General features: G+C 64.2%; 17 protein-coding genes. 8 read left to right on the top strand and 9 right to left on the bottom strand.

Going from position 1 to position 15,682, the window contains the following annotated elements; all coding sequences use genetic code 11:
• The first annotated feature begins 210 nt into the window (after positions 1 to 210).
• Positions 211 to 1,734: a fumarate hydratase gene (locus tag U9R80_RS22425; RefSeq protein ID WP_301840331.1), complete on the top strand. Its 1,524-nt coding sequence runs from the start codon at positions 211 to 213 to the stop codon at positions 1,732 to 1,734.
• A gap of 138 nt (positions 1,735 to 1,872) precedes the next feature.
• On the opposite strand, the gene U9R80_RS22430 is transcribed toward U9R80_RS22425, so the two are convergent.
• The 5 genes from U9R80_RS22430 to U9R80_RS22450 are packed head-to-tail and all read right to left on the bottom strand — an operon-like array spanning position 1,873 to position 5,984.
• The gene (locus U9R80_RS22430; protein ID WP_301840330.1) at positions 1,873 to 3,030 is read right to left on the bottom strand and encodes a phospholipase D-like domain-containing protein; all 1,158 of its coding nucleotides are present in this window, start codon (positions 3,028 to 3,030) and stop codon (positions 1,873 to 1,875) included.
• Between the two features lies 1 nt (position 3,031).
• Entirely contained in the window at positions 3,032 to 3,613 is a 582-nt protein-coding gene (locus U9R80_RS22435) for a YceI family protein (RefSeq protein WP_301840328.1), read from the bottom strand.
• A gap of 45 nt (positions 3,614 to 3,658) precedes the next feature.
• Entirely contained in the window at positions 3,659 to 3,955 is a 297-nt protein-coding gene (locus U9R80_RS22440; protein ID WP_301840326.1) for an amidase, read from the bottom strand.
• Positions 3,952 to 5,052 (bottom strand): serine hydrolase domain-containing protein, encoded by a 1,101-nt coding sequence (locus U9R80_RS22445; RefSeq protein ID WP_301840324.1) that lies wholly within the window; start codon positions 5,050 to 5,052, stop codon positions 3,952 to 3,954. Before U9R80_RS22445 ends, U9R80_RS22440 begins: the two co-directional genes overlap by 4 nt.
• Positions 5,053 to 5,096: 44 nt before the next feature.
• Complete coding sequence (locus tag U9R80_RS22450) at positions 5,097 to 5,984, bottom strand: acyl-CoA dehydrogenase (protein ID WP_301840323.1); 888 nt, start codon at positions 5,982 to 5,984, stop codon at positions 5,097 to 5,099.
• 132 nt (positions 5,985 to 6,116) lie between these two features.
• On the opposite strand from U9R80_RS22450, the gene olsB reads away from it, so the two are divergent.
• Positions 6,117 to 6,872 carry an L-ornithine N(alpha)-acyltransferase gene (gene olsB, locus U9R80_RS22455; RefSeq protein ID WP_301840322.1) on the top strand — a complete coding sequence of 252 codons (756 nt, stop codon included), beginning with the start codon at positions 6,117 to 6,119 and terminating at the stop codon, positions 6,870 to 6,872.
• Positions 6,872 to 7,660 carry a lysophospholipid acyltransferase family protein gene (locus U9R80_RS22460; protein ID WP_301840320.1) on the top strand — a complete coding sequence of 263 codons (789 nt, stop codon included), beginning with the start codon at positions 6,872 to 6,874 and terminating at the stop codon, positions 7,658 to 7,660. Before olsB ends, U9R80_RS22460 begins: the two co-directional genes overlap by 1 nt.
• 2 nt (positions 7,661 to 7,662) lie before the next feature.
• On the opposite strand, the gene U9R80_RS22465 is transcribed toward U9R80_RS22460, so the two are convergent.
• A complete protein-coding gene (locus U9R80_RS22465) occupies positions 7,663 to 8,244 on the bottom strand; it encodes an acyl carrier protein phosphodiesterase (protein WP_301840318.1) in 582 nt (193 codons plus the stop codon).
• A 153-nt stretch (positions 8,245 to 8,397) separates the two neighbouring features.
• On the opposite strand from U9R80_RS22465, the gene U9R80_RS22470 reads away from it, so the two are divergent.
• Genes U9R80_RS22470 through U9R80_RS22480 form a run of 3 tightly spaced genes read left to right on the top strand, consistent with a single transcriptional unit; the run spans position 8,398 to position 10,950 of the window.
• Positions 8,398 to 8,700 carry an ArsR/SmtB family transcription factor gene (locus U9R80_RS22470; protein ID WP_038607345.1) on the top strand — a complete coding sequence of 101 codons (303 nt, stop codon included), beginning with the start codon at positions 8,398 to 8,400 and terminating at the stop codon, positions 8,698 to 8,700.
• 13 nt (positions 8,701 to 8,713) lie between these two features.
• Entirely contained in the window at positions 8,714 to 9,883 is a 1,170-nt protein-coding gene (locus U9R80_RS22475) for an MFS transporter (protein WP_301840314.1), read from the top strand.
• A 17-nt stretch (positions 9,884 to 9,900) separates the two neighbouring features.
• On the top strand, positions 9,901 to 10,950 hold the full coding sequence (locus U9R80_RS22480; protein WP_301840312.1) for an alkene reductase: 1,050 nt from the start codon (positions 9,901 to 9,903) through the stop codon (positions 10,948 to 10,950).
• Positions 10,951 to 11,107: 157 nt separating this feature from the next.
• Here the strand turns inward: U9R80_RS22480 and U9R80_RS22485 are convergent, their stop codons facing one another.
• The 3 genes from U9R80_RS22485 to U9R80_RS22495 form a co-directional block, all read right to left on the bottom strand.
• Positions 11,108 to 11,947: an ATPase gene (locus U9R80_RS22485; RefSeq protein ID WP_301840311.1), complete on the bottom strand. Its 840-nt coding sequence runs from the start codon at positions 11,945 to 11,947 to the stop codon at positions 11,108 to 11,110.
• Positions 11,948 to 12,035: 88 nt separating this feature from the next.
• Complete coding sequence (locus U9R80_RS22490; RefSeq protein WP_301840310.1) at positions 12,036 to 13,031, bottom strand: NAD-dependent epimerase/dehydratase family protein; 996 nt, start codon at positions 13,029 to 13,031, stop codon at positions 12,036 to 12,038.
• 49 nt (positions 13,032 to 13,080) lie between these two features.
• Positions 13,081 to 13,971, bottom strand: coding sequence for a LysR family transcriptional regulator ArgP (locus U9R80_RS22495; RefSeq protein WP_301840309.1), 891 nt, complete (start codon positions 13,969 to 13,971; stop codon positions 13,081 to 13,083).
• A 121-nt stretch (positions 13,972 to 14,092) separates the two neighbouring features.
• Between U9R80_RS22495 and U9R80_RS22500 the strand changes: the two genes are divergently transcribed.
• On the top strand, positions 14,093 to 14,692 hold the full coding sequence (locus tag U9R80_RS22500) for a LysE/ArgO family amino acid transporter (protein ID WP_301840308.1): 600 nt from the start codon (positions 14,093 to 14,095) through the stop codon (positions 14,690 to 14,692).
• A gap of 188 nt (positions 14,693 to 14,880) precedes the next feature.
• Positions 14,881 to 15,477: a superoxide dismutase gene (locus tag U9R80_RS22505; protein ID WP_274115081.1), complete on the top strand. Its 597-nt coding sequence runs from the start codon at positions 14,881 to 14,883 to the stop codon at positions 15,475 to 15,477.
• The last annotated feature ends 205 nt before the right edge of the window (positions 15,478 to 15,682 follow it).

Here is a 15,682-nt window from a genome sequence, read left to right on the forward strand (position 1 = left end):
CGCTGGCACGCAAAAAGGGTGCCCATCGGCAGCCGACCTTCGTCCAGACCACTCGCAGGTGTGCCGGGCACGGATGCGCGCTATACTGCCGCGCCTTTTTGCGCCGCCGGCCTGTCCGTCGTCGCGCCGTGAAAGGTCGTTTCGACACCTCGGCCTGTCCGCGTCGGAATACCTTATTGAATGTTCCCGTCTTTAAGAGGAGCGCGCTGCATGACCGTGATCAAGCAAGACGACCTGATTCAGAGCGTTGCCGACGCCCTGCAGTTCATTTCGTACTACCACCCCGTTGACTTCATCCAGGCCATGCATGAGGCCTATCTGCGTGAAGAGTCGCCTGCCGCGCGCGACTCCATCGCTCAGATCCTGATCAACTCGCGCATGTGCGCCACCGGCCACCGCCCAATCTGCCAGGACACCGGTATCGTCACCGTGTTCGTGCGCGTGGGCATGGACGTGCGCTGGGATGGCGCGACCATGAGCCTGGACGACATGATCAACGAAGGCGTGCGCCGCGCCTACAACCTGCCAGAAAACGTCCTGCGTGCGTCCATCCTTGCCGACCCGGCAGGTGCGCGCAAGAACACCAAGGACAACACCCCAGCAGTCATCCACTACTCCATCGTCCCGGGTAACACCGTGGAAGTGGACGTGGCGGCCAAGGGCGGCGGTTCCGAGAACAAGTCGAAAATGGCCATGCTCAACCCGTCCGACTCGATCGTCGACTGGGTTCTGAAGACCGTTCCGACCATGGGCGCCGGCTGGTGCCCACCTGGCATGCTCGGCATCGGCATCGGCGGTACCGCCGAGAAAGCCGCGGTCATGGCCAAGGAAGTGTTGATGGAATCCATCGACATTCACGAGCTCAAAGCCCGTGGCCCGCAGAACCGTATCGAAGAAATCCGTCTGGAGCTGTTCGAGAAGGTCAACCAACTGGGCATCGGTGCCCAGGGCCTGGGCGGTCTGACGACCGTGCTCGACGTCAAGATCATGGACTACCCGACCCACGCCGCCTCGCTGCCGGTCTGCATGATCCCCAACTGCGCCGCCACCCGTCACGCCCACTTCGTGCTCGACGGCTCGGGCCCTGCCGACCTGGAAGCGCCGTCGCTGGACGCCTACCCGGAAATCGTCTGGGAAGCCGGCCCATCGGCCCGCCGCGTCAACCTCGACACCCTGACCCCGGAAGAAGTGCAGAGCTGGAAGCCGGGCGAGACCATCCTGCTCAACGGCAAGATGCTCACCGGCCGCGACGCTGCGCACAAGCGCATGGTCGAGATGCTCAACAAGGGCGAAGAACTGCCGGTCGACCTCAAGGGTCGCTTCATCTACTACGTTGGCCCGGTTGATCCGGTTGGCGACGAAGTGGTGGGCCCGGCTGGTCCGACCACCGCTACGCGGATGGACAAGTTCACCCGTCAGATCCTCGAGCAAACCGGCCTGCTGGGCATGATCGGCAAGTCCGAGCGTGGCCCGACCGCCATCGAGGCGATCAAGGACAACAAGGCCGTGTACCTGATGGCTGTCGGCGGCGCTGCCTACCTGGTCGCCCAGGCGATCAAGAAGTCCAAGGTCCTGGCCTTTGCCGAACTGGGCATGGAAGCGATCTACGAGTTCGACGTCAAGGACATGCCAGTGACTGTGGCTGTCGACAGCAATGGCGAGTCGGTACACATCACCGGCCCTGCGATCTGGCAAAACAAGATCGCCCAGAGCCTGGCGGTGGAAGTGAAGTAAACCTCAGGGTTTGCGAGTACAAAAAAGCGGCGGGGGCCAGACCCCCGCCGCTTTTTTTTGCCCACCCGGTAGGAACGGGCTTGCCCCGCGATGCGATTTCCCTGGTACCTCGCATCGCGGGGCAAGCCCGCTGCTACGTCAGTCGCGCCGGTCCAGCAAGTTCACCACCACCCGGTCCAGCCAGCCCCACAGCCGCTGCTGCGCCCGCTTCCACAACGGCCGTGCATGCCAGTGCTCAAGGTCGATACACAAGCTCTGGGCAAAGTCGCGCTCAAAGCTCGCCGCCACCGCTTCAGTCAACGGCGGGTCCAATGCCTCGACGTTGGCCTCAAGGTTGAAACGCAGGTTCCAGTGATCGAAGTTGCATGAACCAATACTGACCCAGTCGTCCACCAGCACCATTTTCAGGTGCAGGAAACACGGCTGGTACTCATAGATGGTCACCCCGGCGCGCAACAACCGTGGGTAATAGCGATGCCCGGCATAGCGCACCGAAGGGTGATCGGTACGTGGGCCAGTCAGCAGCAGGCGCACATCGACTCCCCTGGCCGCCGCACGACGCAGGGACCGCCGCACTTTCCAGGTCGGCAGGAAATACGGCGTCGCCAGCCAGATCCGCCGTTGACCGCTGTTCAACGCCCGCACCAGCGATTGCAGGATGTCCCGGTGCTGACGGGCGTCGGCGTAGGCCACCCGGCCCATGCCCTGGCCGCTGTCAGGCACATGGGGCAAGCGCGGCAGGCCGAAATGGGTGGGGGGGCGCCAGGCGGTGCGGCGCAGGTTGGCGCGCCATTGGCGATCGAAGAGCATTTGCCAGTCAGCCACCAACGGCCCTTGCATCTGCACCATCACTTCGTGCCACTCGCTGACGTCTTCGTCAGGCATCCAGAACTGGTCAGTGACACCGGTACCGCCCACCACCGCCCAGCTCTGGTCAACCAGGAGCAACTTGCGGTGATCACGATAGAGGTTGCGAAAGCCCCGGCGCCAGCGCAGGCGGTTGTACCAGCGCAGCTCCACGCCAGCAGCGGTCAGGCGCTGGCGCAGGCTCAGGGTGAAGGCCAGGGCGCCGTAGTCATCGAACAGGCAACGCACCTGTACGCCCCGTTCGGCGGCACCCACCAGTGCTTGCACCATAGCCTCGGCACAAGCGCCCGCCTCCACCAGGTACAACTCCAGATCGACCTGATGCTCGGCCCGCACAATGGCGGTGAGCATGCGGGGGAAAAACTCGGGGCCGTCGATCAATAACTCGAACCGGTTGCCGTCTCGCCAGGGGAAGACCGGTCCGGCCATATCAGCGCGCCGTGAAGATCAGGACCGCAGACACCGGCACCGAAGGGCTGATGGATTTGAGCCCGGCCACCTTGCGCAGCGCCTCAAGGCCCGGCACCAGGTCGAAGTCATCGGCGCGCAGCATCAGCGGCTCCAGAGTCACCACCTGAAACCGCCGCTCATCCAGGCGCGTGGCCAGCAGCAAGGCGTTGTAGCTGTGCTCCTTGCCATGCAGCTTGACGGTCACCGGCAGGCGCAATTCCACCTGGGCGCCGTTGGCCAGGTCGTTGATCGGGCGCAGGTCGATCTGGGCGTAGACGTTGGCTTCCGGGAAGCGCGCAAAGTCGAACAGGTCCTTGCGCATGCGTTCGTCACGCAGCGGCACGCCGCTGCTGTTGGAGTCCATTTCGATCATCAGCTCGGCCGCGCCTTTGCGGTCGACCTTGCCGTGCAAGACCAGGAAGCGGTGAACTTCGGCGGTATCGCCATTTTTGCTGGAGATGAACGACAGGCGCGACGATTCGCCATCCAGGTGCCAGTTGGCCTGGGCCGAAAGGCTCACAAACGCGAGGGCGGCCAACAGAAGACGGGGCAGAGAGAACATGAGAAATCCTGTAACACAGAGGCCGTCAACCTTACCCGGCTGCCTTCACGGCAGCAAGCCACAGCCCTCACGTACGCCGCGCCACACGGCGGTATTTGCTACCCCCAGCCCGACGGCCGTCACCACTCGGGCCGGGGTATCTTCATCAAGGCGGCTCAAGGGCAAGTACTGGCGTACATACCCTTGGCAATACGGCGCATCAAAGCCCATGACAAAGCGGCACGAGCAGTACTCCTTGGCCGAGTAGGCGCTGAGGATGCCGGGGAAGTCCGCCAGCGCCTGGCGTTCATACCAGCCCCAGGCGCCCGCCAGCAGTAGCGCTGTCAGCAACAAACGCTTCATGGTCGGCCCTCGGCTTGCGCGGCCAGCACGCGCTTGAGCAGTTCGTTGTGCTGGAACTGCCCGTCGCGGTCATCGGCGTAGCGCACGATCACCAACTGCTCCTGCGGCAAGACATACAGGCCCTGCCCCCAATGCCCCAGCGCCGCAAAGGTGTCGGCCGGGGCATCCGGCCAGGGCCGCCCGCTGCCGGGCAAGGGTTGATTGAGCCACCAGTGCCCACCCGGATTGGCCTCACCGGGCGAGGCCTTGGCCTGGGGAAACAGACTGCGGTTGAACGCCACCCAGTCGCGATGCAGTACCTGCTGCGACTGCCAGCGCCCGTCCCGCAGCATCAGCAGGCCGATGCGCGCCAGATCCCGTGCACTCATATACAGGTAGGAAGAGCCCACCAGGGTGCCGCTGGCATCCCGCTCCCAGGCCGCCGACTCGATACCCAACGGGATGAACAGCGCTTGCCAGGGATAATCGCCATAGCCTTGCTCGCCGACCATGCCACGCAAGGCTGCCGCGAGCACGTTGCTGTCACCGCTGGAATAGAGAAAGCGCTGGCCCGGCCCGACCGCTGCAGGCCGGGCGGCGGTGTAGGCCGCCATGTCGCTGTGCCCGCGGGTGTAGAGCATGGCCACCACCGAGGATTTGAGCGGGGCGTATTCATAGTCTTCCTGCCACGCCAGGCCGCTGGCCCAGTGCAGCAAATCTTCAAGGCGAACGTCAGGATGGGCCTGCATCGCCGGGTAATAGCGAGCAGCCGGGTCATCGAGGGCGAACCGCCCTTCTCGCCGAGCGACGCCCAGCACGGTGGCCAGCACGCTCTTGCTGATCGACCAGGTCAGGTGCGGTGTCGCGGCAGAGGACGGCGGCGCATAGTGCTCATACACAATGCGCCCGTCCTTGATCACCAACAGGGCATCGGTGCGCACGCCTTCCCGGGTGTGTTCGTTGCGGGGCGCAAATGCGTAGGCCTGCACCTCGTTCCAGGCAGCGCTGTTGCTGTCCGGCGCCAGCAGCCAGTCCGGAGCCGGCCAGCGCTCCTGCCCCAGGGCTGCGGCGCTGGTGATGGAAAAACCGAGCCACAGGCCCAGCAGTGTTTTGTACATGTGGCGTCACTCAAAGGCCGGCGTGCGTCCAGCCTAGCGCCCCGTCATGACAATCCGGCGCTGGCCCAGGCCTTGGCCAGGCGCTTGGCCCGCGCCGCACTGGCGATTTCCAGCAAGCCCTGGTCGCGCTGCCACAGCGCCGCCCACTCACCGGTACTGCTGTCCAGCGCCTGATTGATTTCATCCTTGAGCGCGGCGAATTGGGCGAACAGGCCGCCCAGCAACAAATGGCAGGCCGTTGAGTCGGCGCACTGCCGACTGCCCTCGGCGCAGCCTCCCAGAAGGCCGATCAAGCGCAATTGCAGCCCTTGGGGCCAGCCGCTGTCCTGGCCGACGCCATACAGCCAGGCGCACAGGGCACTGAGCACGTAGAGGTCTTCGAGAGAGCGGAAGGGTTTGACGTAGGCATCCCAGCCATCACCGGCCAGGCGCTCGCACAAGGCCTGGTCCAGGTGCAGGCGGGCATGACCCACTTCCGGCATCAGCGGCAAGGCTGGCAACGGCTCCAGCCGTACCCCCGGTTCGCCGGGATAGACCACCGCCAGGCTCAGGTGCGGCGACTCGCCCGCAGGCTCGCTGCGCGCCGCCACCAACAACCAGTCCGCATCAAGCCCGCCGGTGACGAAATCCTTGCTGCCGGTCAGACGCAAGTCATCCAGGCGAACCTGCATGTCGGCGGGGCGCACGCTGCGTCGCTCACTGGCGCACAAGGCGCCCAGGCTCGACGGGGCACTGGGCCAGAGCACGCGCAAGGCCGCCTGGTAGCCAATCAAAAAAGCCAGCCCCGGTGTCGGCATGGCGCGGGCACCGAGTACCGCCAGCTCGAACGGGCTGACCGTGCCCAGGCGCGCCAGCAGGCTGGCGTAGGTGTCAGCCAGGCTGGCCGACAGGGTGTGTCGCTGTGGGTCGTTGAGTCGTTGCAGCCAGGCCATCGAAGCGCTCCTTGGGGGTGTCATACAAGCATCACCAAAGGTTCATGGGGGTGACACCGCGTCTACCTAGGCTGAGCTTGCACAACAAAGTCGACCGGCCGCAACCCCATGGCTGGCTTATGGAGACTCGCAATGACTCAGATCGCTCGCTCTGGCGACAACAGCACTGAACGCCGTCTGCAAGCCGAACGCCTGGTAGGCCCTGCAGCCCTGCAGGAAGCACAAGCCCTGCGCTTCAGTGTATTCAGCGGTGAATTCAAGGCCAAACTCAAGGGCGCCGAACTGGGCCTGGACATGGATGACTACGACATTCATTGCCGTCACATCGGTGTGCGCGACCTCAACAACGGTCGCCTGGTGGCCACCACCCGCCTGCTCGACCATCAGGCCGCCAGCAGCCTGGGCCGCTTCTACAGTGAAGAAGAATTCAGCCTGCACGGCCTTGGCCACCTGCAAGGCCCGATCCTGGAGCTGGGTCGCACCTGTGTCGACCCGGCCTACCGCAATGGCGGCACCATCGCCGTGCTCTGGGCCGAGCTTGCCGAAGTGCTCAACGAAGGCCGCTACAGCTACCTGATGGGGTGCGCCAGCATCCCCATGCAGGACGGCGGCGTGCAGGCCCATGCGATCATGCAGCGCCTGCGCGAACGCTACCTGTGCACCGAACACCTGCGCGCCGAACCGAAGAACCCACTGCCCAGCCTGGCCCTGCCCGGCAACGTCATCGCCGAAATGCCGCCCCTGCTCAAGGCCTACATGCGCCTGGGCGCGAAGATCTGCGGCGAACCGTGCTGGGACGAAGACTTCCAGGTGGCCGACGTGTTCATCCTGCTCAAGCGCGACGAACTCTGCCCGCGCTATGCACGCCACTTCAAGGCGGCAGTCTGATGCCGCGCCTGCGCGTCATGGCGCGCATGCTCCGGGTCGTGCTGGTGGTGCTGTTCGGGCTGGGCATGGCCGCGCTGTTCAGCCTCTATGAACGCCTGCGCATCCCCGCCTCGACCGAGCGGCGCCAGCGCTGGTCGCAACTGTTCATGAACCGACTGAGCAATGCCCTGCCCTTCAAGGTCCGGGTGATTGGCCCGTTACCGCAACAGCCGATGCTCTGGGTCAGCAACCACGTGTCCTGGACCGACATTCCGCTGCTGGGCATGCTGGCCCCGCTGTCGTTCCTGTCCAAGGCCGAAGTACGCACCTGGCCGGTTGCCGGCTGGCTCGCGCTCAAGGCCGGCACCCTGTTCATCCGCCGCGGTGGCAACGACAGCCAACTGTTGCGCAAGCAGATCAGCCAGCACCTGCAACAGGCCTGCGCCTTGCTGATCTTTCCCGAAGGCACCACCACTGATGGCCGCAGCCTGCGGACCTTCCATGGTCGCCTGCTGGCCAGCGCCATCGACACCGAAGTACCGCTGCAGCCGGTGGCCTTGCGTTACCTGCGCAATGGCCAGACCGACCCGATTGCCCCGTTCATTGGTGACGACGACCTGCTCTCGCACTTGATGCGCCTGTTCGCCAATGACTGCGCAGAGGTGGAAATCCAGCTGCTGGCACCGATCCCGAGTGCCGGTGAAGAGCGCGCCGCCCTGGCCTTCAAGGCCCAGCAGGCGATCCAGGTGGCGCTGTTCGGTGCCCAGGAGCCGGTCCATCAGCCGCAGCGCCGGGCCAAGGCCGCCTGACCTTAGAGCTGGGCCAGGGACTTCCCGGCGAACGCCTGTAGCTCGGGGTAGAACGCCCGGAAGTCGTCGCTCAAGGGGACATACAGCGCGTCGACCAGCTCCAGGGCACCGTCCATTCCTTCAGGTTTCGACAACCGCCGGGCGATACCGCGGAATACCTGCTCCAGCACCGCGAACTCGCGGTACGAACCCAGCCAGTCATCCGCCGCCATGTAAGGCGCTATCTGGGCCAGCCGCCCCGGCAGGTCCGCTTGCGCCGCCAGCACCTGGTACACCCGCCCGGTGAACTGTTCCAGGGGCTGTTCGGCATAGTCCTGCCAATGCAAGGCCAGGCAGTGATCGAAGAACACATCAAGCATGATCCCGGCAAAACGCCGCCGCTCGCGCGGGAACCGTGACAGCGCGCCGAGCACCAGGGGGTGACTGTCGGTGAAGACGTCGATTTGCCGGTGCAGGCGAATCGCGGCCTCCAGCGGCAAGGGAAAGCGACCGTCCAACGGCCCCTTGACGAAGTCGCCATAGAGGCTGCCGAGCAATTGCTCGGGTTGTTGGCCGCCCAGATGAAGGTGTGCGAGGTAGTTCATGGGCGCAGTCTAGCACCTGCCCGACTCATATCGTTATAACCCGATATAGCGATTTACGCTGAGCTCAGAACCTCTTCATATTTGTATATCGCGAAATACCGATTTATATTTCGCTCCATCGCGATATACCGCTACACAACCATGAGCCCAACCATGCCTCTCGATCTCGACGAAATAATAAAAGCCCTGGCCCACCCAGTACGGCGAGAAATCCTCAACTGGCTGAAAGACCCTGACGTGCAGTTCCCCGACCAGCACCACAGCACCGAGCACGGTGTGTGTGCCGGGCAGATCGACCAACGCTGCGGCCTGTCGCAGTCGACGGTGTCAGCCCACCTGGCGACCTTGCAGCGTGCGGGGCTGATCAGCAGCCAGAAGATCGGACAGTGGCACTTTTTCAAACGCAACGAGGAAACCATCCAGGCCTTCCTCAAGCAGATGAGCCAAGAGCTCTGACAAGGACTTTGCAATGCCCCTTTCGCTACTGATCCTGGCGCTCAGCGCCTTCGCCATCGGCACCACCGAGTTCGTCATCATGGGCCTGTTGCCCGATGTGGCGGCGGACCTCGGTGTGTCGATCCCGGGTGCCGGCTGGCTCGTCACGGGCTACGCCCTGGGCGTGGCCATCGGCGCACCGTTCATGGCCCTGGCCACTTCGCGCCTGCCCCGCAAGGCGGCGCTGATCGCGCTGATGGGGGTGTTCATCGTCGGTAACTTGCTGTGTGCGGTGGCCGCCGACTACAACTTGCTGATGTTTGCCCGGGTGGTCACGGCTTTGTGCCACGGCGCCTTCTTCGGCATCGGCTCGGTGGTTGCCGCCAGCCTGGTGCCTGCCAATCGCCGTGCCTCGGCCGTGGCGCTGATGTTCACCGGCCTGACCCTGGCCAACGTGCTGGGCGTACCGCTGGGCACCGCCCTGGGCCAGGTATACGGCTGGCGTTCGACGTTTTGGGTGGTCACCGTGATCGGCGTGATTGCCTTGATCGGCCTGATCCGCTTCCTGCCCTATCGCCATGACGAGGAAAAACTCGACATGCGCGCTGAACTGGCCGCCCTGAAAGGCGCGGGTATCTGGCTGTCGCTGTCGATGACCGTGTTGTTCTCGGCCTCGATGTTTGCCCTGTTCACCTACGTGGCACCGCTGCTGGGTGACGTCACCGGCGTATCGCCCCAGGGCGTGACCTGGACGCTGCTGCTGATCGGCCTGGGCCTGACCCTGGGCAACATCGTCGGCGGCAAGCTGGCGGACCGGCGCCTGAGTGCGACCCTGATCGGTGTGTTCATCAGCATGGCCGTGATCTCCACCGCGCTGAGCTGGACCAGCACCGCCCTGATCCCGGCCGAAATCACCCTGTTCCTCTGGGCCACCGCAGCCTTCGCCGCCGTACCGGCGCTGCAGGTCAACGTGGTGACCTTCGGCAAGGCGGCGCCCAACCTGGTATCGACCCTGAACATTGGCGCCTTCAACCTGGGCAACGCCCTGGGTGCCTGGGTCGGCGGCACCGTCATCGCCCAGGGCCTGGGCCTGACCCGCGTGCCCCTGGCGGCCGCTGCACTGGCCGTGCTGGCCCTGATCGTCACCCTGATCACCTTCAGCCAGAGCGGCAAGAACGCCGAACTGGCCCCTGCTACACACTGACAAGCCCTGAGGTACCTATGACGACTATTTTCGATCCGATCACCCTCGGCGACCTCGAACTGCCAAACCGCATCATCATGGCGCCGCTGACCCGCTGCCGCGCCGATGAAGGTCGAGTGCCCAATGCGCTGATGGCCGAGTACTACGTGCAGCGCGCCAGTGCCGGCCTGATCCTCAGTGAGGCCACCTCGGTGACCCCGATGGGCGTTGGCTACCCCGACACCCCGGGCATCTGGACCAACGACCAGGTTCGCGGCTGGACCAACGTGACCAAATCGGTGCATGGCGCTGGCGGGCGGATTTTCCTGCAGCTGTGGCATGTGGGGCGCATTTCCCACCCGATCTACCTCAACGGCGAAGCCCCGGTGGCACCGAGTGCGATCCAGCCCAAGGGGCATGTCAGCCTGGTACGTCCGCTGGCCGACTACCCGACGCCACGTGCGCTGGAAACCGCTGAAATCGCCGACATCGTCGAGGCCTACCGCACCGGTGCCGAAAACGCCAAGGCGGCCGGTTTCGACGGCGTTGAAGTACATGCGGCCAACGGCTATCTGCTCGATCAGTTCCTGCAGAGCAGCACCAACCAGCGCACCGACCTGTACGGCGGCTCGCTGGAAAACCGCGCACGGCTATTGCTGGAAGTGACGGATGCCGTAATTGATGTGTGGGGTGCGCAGCGTGTCGGCGTGCACCTGGCGCCTCGGGCCGACTCCCATGACATGGGCGATGCCAACCGCGCCGAGACCTTCACCTATGTGGCCCGTGAACTGGGCAAGCGCGGCATTGCCTTCATCTGCTCGCGGGAGAAGGAAGCCGATGACAGCATCGGTCCGTTGATCAAGGAAGCCTTCGGCGGCCCCTACATCGTCAACGAGCGCTTCACCAAGGCCAGCGCCAACGCTTCACTGGCCAGCGGCCGGGCCGATGCGGTGGCCTTCGGGGTACCGTTCATTGCCAACCCGGACCTGCCGGCCCGGCTGGCGGCGGACGCACCGCTGAACGAGGCGCACCCTGAGACCTTCTACGGCAAAGGGCCGGTGGGTTACATCGATTATCCGAGGATGTAACACACTCGGTGTGTGGGAGCAGGCCTGCTGTGGGAGCGGGCTTGCTGTGGGAGCGGGCTTGCTGTGGGAGCGGGCTTGCTGTGGGAGCGGGCTTGCCCCGCGATAGGGGCATAACTGGACACTCGCTATCGCGGGGCAAGCCCGCTCCTACGTCAGGTCAGGGACGGGCGTTGATCTGCCGTTGCAGGTTCTGCACCTGGCTCTGCAGTGTGTTGATCGTGCGCGTCATCTGCGCCCGAAACGCATCGAACTCAGCCACCGAAGCACCACCCGCCGTCGGCGCCGGACGATTCTCCTGCTCGCTCTTGAGCACCAGCAAATCCTGCTCAAGGCGCTCGATCGCAGCGCTGGGATTGCCCTGCTTCTTCAAGTTCGCCACGTCAGCGCTCAGGCTCTTGAGCTGACCATCGAGCTTGCCGCCATCGACCTGGGCCGCCTTCAACGCCGCCAGCTCGGCGTTCACCGACTTCAATTGCGCCTGCAGTTCAGTCTGCAATCTGGCATTGGCCGCCTGCTGCTCACTGGCCTGGGCCAGCACCTGCTCCAGACGCTTGCCCAGATCCCCGGCCTGCCCGGCCACGCCCTGCTGTTGCTTGCCCTGCTCGGCGAGGCTGGCCTGCAGCTGCCTGATCTGCAGCTTCAAGGCTTCACTGCCGGTGTTGACGTTGGACTCACTGGCCTCGACCTTGCCGCTGATCGCCTGCAAGCGCCCGGCCGCCTCTTCGCTGATACGGGCAAAACTTTCCTGGGTAGCGACCAGTTGCTGCTCCATCAGCGAGACCTGCTGAAAGCTCCACCAGCCAAGGCCCGCCAAGGCAATGAACGAGGCACCCAGCAGCGCCCACAATGGCCCGGTGCTGGGCGCGCGGGCCGCTTTGCGCCCAGTGCCTGCAACAACGCCACGGTCCATCGGCAGCGGTTCAAAGTCATCGTCATCCCGCGTACCGGCCCGCAGGCTCGGGACATTGTCGAAATCGTCTTGAAGATCGTTACGCATGAGAGCCTTCAACCGCCGTAGTAGCAAATGGGCACTAGTATAAACCGCTTATGCGGCGCTCTGATCGACCGCAAACCGCCGCCTGGGTTCAGTGCTGCGAATCCTGGGCCTTCCACCAGCCACAGAACTCGTCCAGCGCCGACCACAGGCTGACCGTGGGTCGATAATTCAACAGATGCCGGGCGCGGCTGATGTCCAGGGTGAAGTCCTTGCTCATGACTTGCATGCCCAGGCGCGACAGGGTCGGCTGCGGACGCCCGGGCCAAAGCATGCAGGCACCTTCGTTCAAAGCCGCCATGCTGTAGGCCAGGCCATAGGAGCGATAACGGCTGACCTGGGGCAACTGCATCTGACGCATCACATAATTGACCACATCCCACACCGGCAGCGGATGGCCGTTGCTGATGTTATAGGCCTGGCCCAAGGCTTCTTCGTCGGCGAACAGCGCGCTGAGCAGCGCTTCGTTGAGGTTCTGCACGCTGGTGAAGTCGACCTTGTTCAGGCCGTTGCCAATGATGGCCAGGCGGCGCTTGCGCTGCATCTGCAGCAGGCGCGGAAAAATGCTCACATCCCCGGCGCCAGTGACAAAGCGCGGGCGCAAGGCCAGCACTTCAAGGCCGAATTCCTGGGCACCGAAGACTTTCTGCTCGGCCAGGTACTTGGTGGCCCCGTAGTGATCATGAAAGCGTCGTGGCACCTGATCTTCGCGAATGTCCCGTTGCGAGCGGCCATTGAAGTAGATCGAGGGTGAGGACAGGTGCACCAGGCGACGCACATGCTCTTTCAGGCAGGCCTCGACCACGTTCTCGGTGACCGCCACGTTGCCCTGATAGAAATCCTGGTAGCGCCCCCAATTGCCCACTGCGCCCGCGCAGTGCACCACGGCATCGACGCCCTGGCACACGCGCCGGGCCAGCTCCGGGTCGCCCAGGTCCCCCGGGGTAAACTGCGCCCCGCGCCGCACCAGGTGCTCGACGCCTTCGGCACGCCGGCCGTTGACCCGGACTTCAAGGCCCTGCTCCAGGGCAAAACGCGCAAAGCGCCCGCCAATGAAGCCGCTTGCGCCGGTGACCAGAATTCGCATGTACCACTCCGCCTTACCAGATTTCAGATGCTGCTGACGCCGCCAACGCCTACAAGGGCACCAGCCATTGCCGGGCCGTGTGGCGCAGATGCTCGGTCAGTTGCGCGAGCAATTGCCCGCCATTGCGCCAATGATGCCAGTACAACGGCACATCGATGGGTTTATCCGCGGAAATTTCTACCAGGCGGCCACCGGCCAGTTGCTCGCGAACCTGCAACTCCGGCACCAGTCCCCAGCCGAGCCCCGCTTCGGTCATGCGCAAAAAGCCTTCGGAAGAAGGGCACAGGTGGTGCAGAAAGCCGTCTGCAATCCCCAGTGAGGCCAGGTAGCGATGCTGCAGAAAGTCATCCGGGCCAAACACCAGCGCCGGCGTGCGCGGCAACCGCGCGGCATCGAAGCCATGGGGAAAGTAACGGGCCATGAAGGCGGGGCTTGCCAGCGCCCGGTAGCGCATCGCCCCCAGCGGAGAACTGCGCGCACCGGCCACCGGCCGTTCGCTGCCACACAGGCAAGCCGCCACTTCACCGGCCCGCATGCGCTTGAGCCCAACCTCCTGGTCCTCGACCACCAGATCCAGCAGCACCTGCTGCTCTGCACAGAAGACCCCCACCGCGCCGGCCCACCAGGTCGCCAGGCTGTCGGCGTTCAGGGCGATGCGCAGGCGTTCGGGCATGCCCTCCTCGTTCAGCGCCGGCACCTGGCGTTGCAGGTCGCGTTCAAGCAGCCGCACTTGCTGCACATGGTTGAGCAACTGGCGCCCGACATCGGTGGGGCTGGGCGGGTTGGCCCGTATCAGCACCGGTTGCCCGACCCGCGCTTCGAGCAATTTGATGCGCTGGGAGATCGCCGACTGGGACAGCCCCAGCACCTGGGCGGCACGCTCGAATCCGGCCTGTTCGATGACGGCGGCGAGCGCTGAAAGCAGTTTGTAGTCGAACATTATTTTTCCTAATGCCGGATCAGTTTTATTTGTTTTTCTTATACAGATCCAGCCCCCAGAATGGCCAGCATCTTTTTGGCTTAAGCGCCGCGTCCTGCTGGCGCCTGTGGAGTGTCCCCCTATGTGGCAAAGCTACCTGAACGGCTTGCTGGTCGCCTTCGGCCTGATCATGGCAATCGGTACCCAGAACGCTTTCGTCCTGGCCCAGAGCCTGCGCCGCGAACATCACCTGCCGGTGGCTGCCCTGTGCGTGTTCTGCGATGCCCTCCTGGTCGCTGCCGGGGTGTTCGGCCTGGCCACGGTGCTGGCCCAGAACCCGACGTTGCTGGCCGTGGCCCGTTGGGGTGGCGCCGTGTTCCTGATCTGGTACGGCAGCAAGGCGCTGCTGCGCGCCTGTTCGACCCAGAGCCTGCAACAGACCGAAGGCCAGGGCCTGCGCTCGCGCCGGGCGGTGCTGCTCAGCGCCCTGGCGGTAACCCTGCTCAACCCCCACGTGTACCTCGATACCGTCCTGCTGATCGGCTCGCTGGGTGCCCAGCAGACGGTGCCGGGTGCCTATGTGGCCGGCGCGGCCAGTGCCTCTTTGGTGTGGTTCTTCACCCTGGCACTGGGTGCGGCCTGGCTGGCCCCCTGGCTGGCACGTCCCGGCACCTGGCGCCTGCTCGATCTGATGGTGGCGGTGATGATGTTCGCCGTGGCGGCCCAGTTGATTCTCACCTGATCACCACTCGTCCGGCGGTGGCGAAGGCTCTGGAACCTCTTTCCCGTACACTTGTTGCGTGGTTAAGCCCAGGGCCCGGTGCTATGATCCTGCCCTTGCGTCGCAAAGAGTAAAAACTCCCCGACGCACTCCGGCCGCCCGTGATCGGCCTTGCGCTCACCGCAACAGACCTGATTAGGAGAATCACCATGGCTTTTGAATTGCCGCCGCTGCCTTACGCACACGACGCCCTGCAGCCGCATATTTCCAAGGAAACCCTGGAATACCACCACGACAAGCACCACAACACCTATGTCGTGAACCTGAACAACCTGGTGCCAGGCACCGAGTTCGAAGGCAAGACTCTGGAAGAGATCGTCAAGACCTCCTCGGGCGGTATCTTCAACAACGCCGCTCAAGTCTGGAACCACACCTTCTACTGGAACTGCCTGGCTCCTAACGCCGGCGGCCAACCAACCGGCGCCCTGGCTGAAGCCATCAACGCCGCGTTCGGCTCTTTCGACAAGTTCAAGGAAGAGTTCACCAAGACTTCCGTCGGCACCTTCGGCTCCGGCTGGGGCTGGCTGGTGAAAAAGGCTGACGGTTCCCTGGCCCTGGCCAGCACCATCGGCGCCGGTTGCCCGCTGACCAGCGGCGACACCCCGCTGCTGACCTGCGACGTCTGGGAGCACGCCTACTACATCGACTACCGCAACCTGCGTCCGAAGTATGTCGAGGCATTCTGGAACCTGGTCAACTGGAAATTCGTAGCTGAGCAGTTCGAAGGCAAGACCTTCACTGCCTAAGCGAAACCAGTGATAAAAAAACCCGGCCTGTCCGGGTTTTTTTTCGTCTGCAGCAACCCCTGAGGCTCTTGCTCCAGGCGGATACCGCGCTAACATCAAACGTTGGGAAGTATGACGCCCACAATTAAAGTCGCAGGGTCGGGAACCGATACAGGGGTGACAGGACATCAACGCCGGAAGGGCGTCGGGTTCTGCCAAGGGCCGA

Origin of the sequence: Pseudomonas sp. JQ170C, from assembly GCF_035581345.1 — a bacterium.
Classification (GTDB): domain Bacteria; phylum Pseudomonadota; class Gammaproteobacteria; order Pseudomonadales; family Pseudomonadaceae; genus Aquipseudomonas.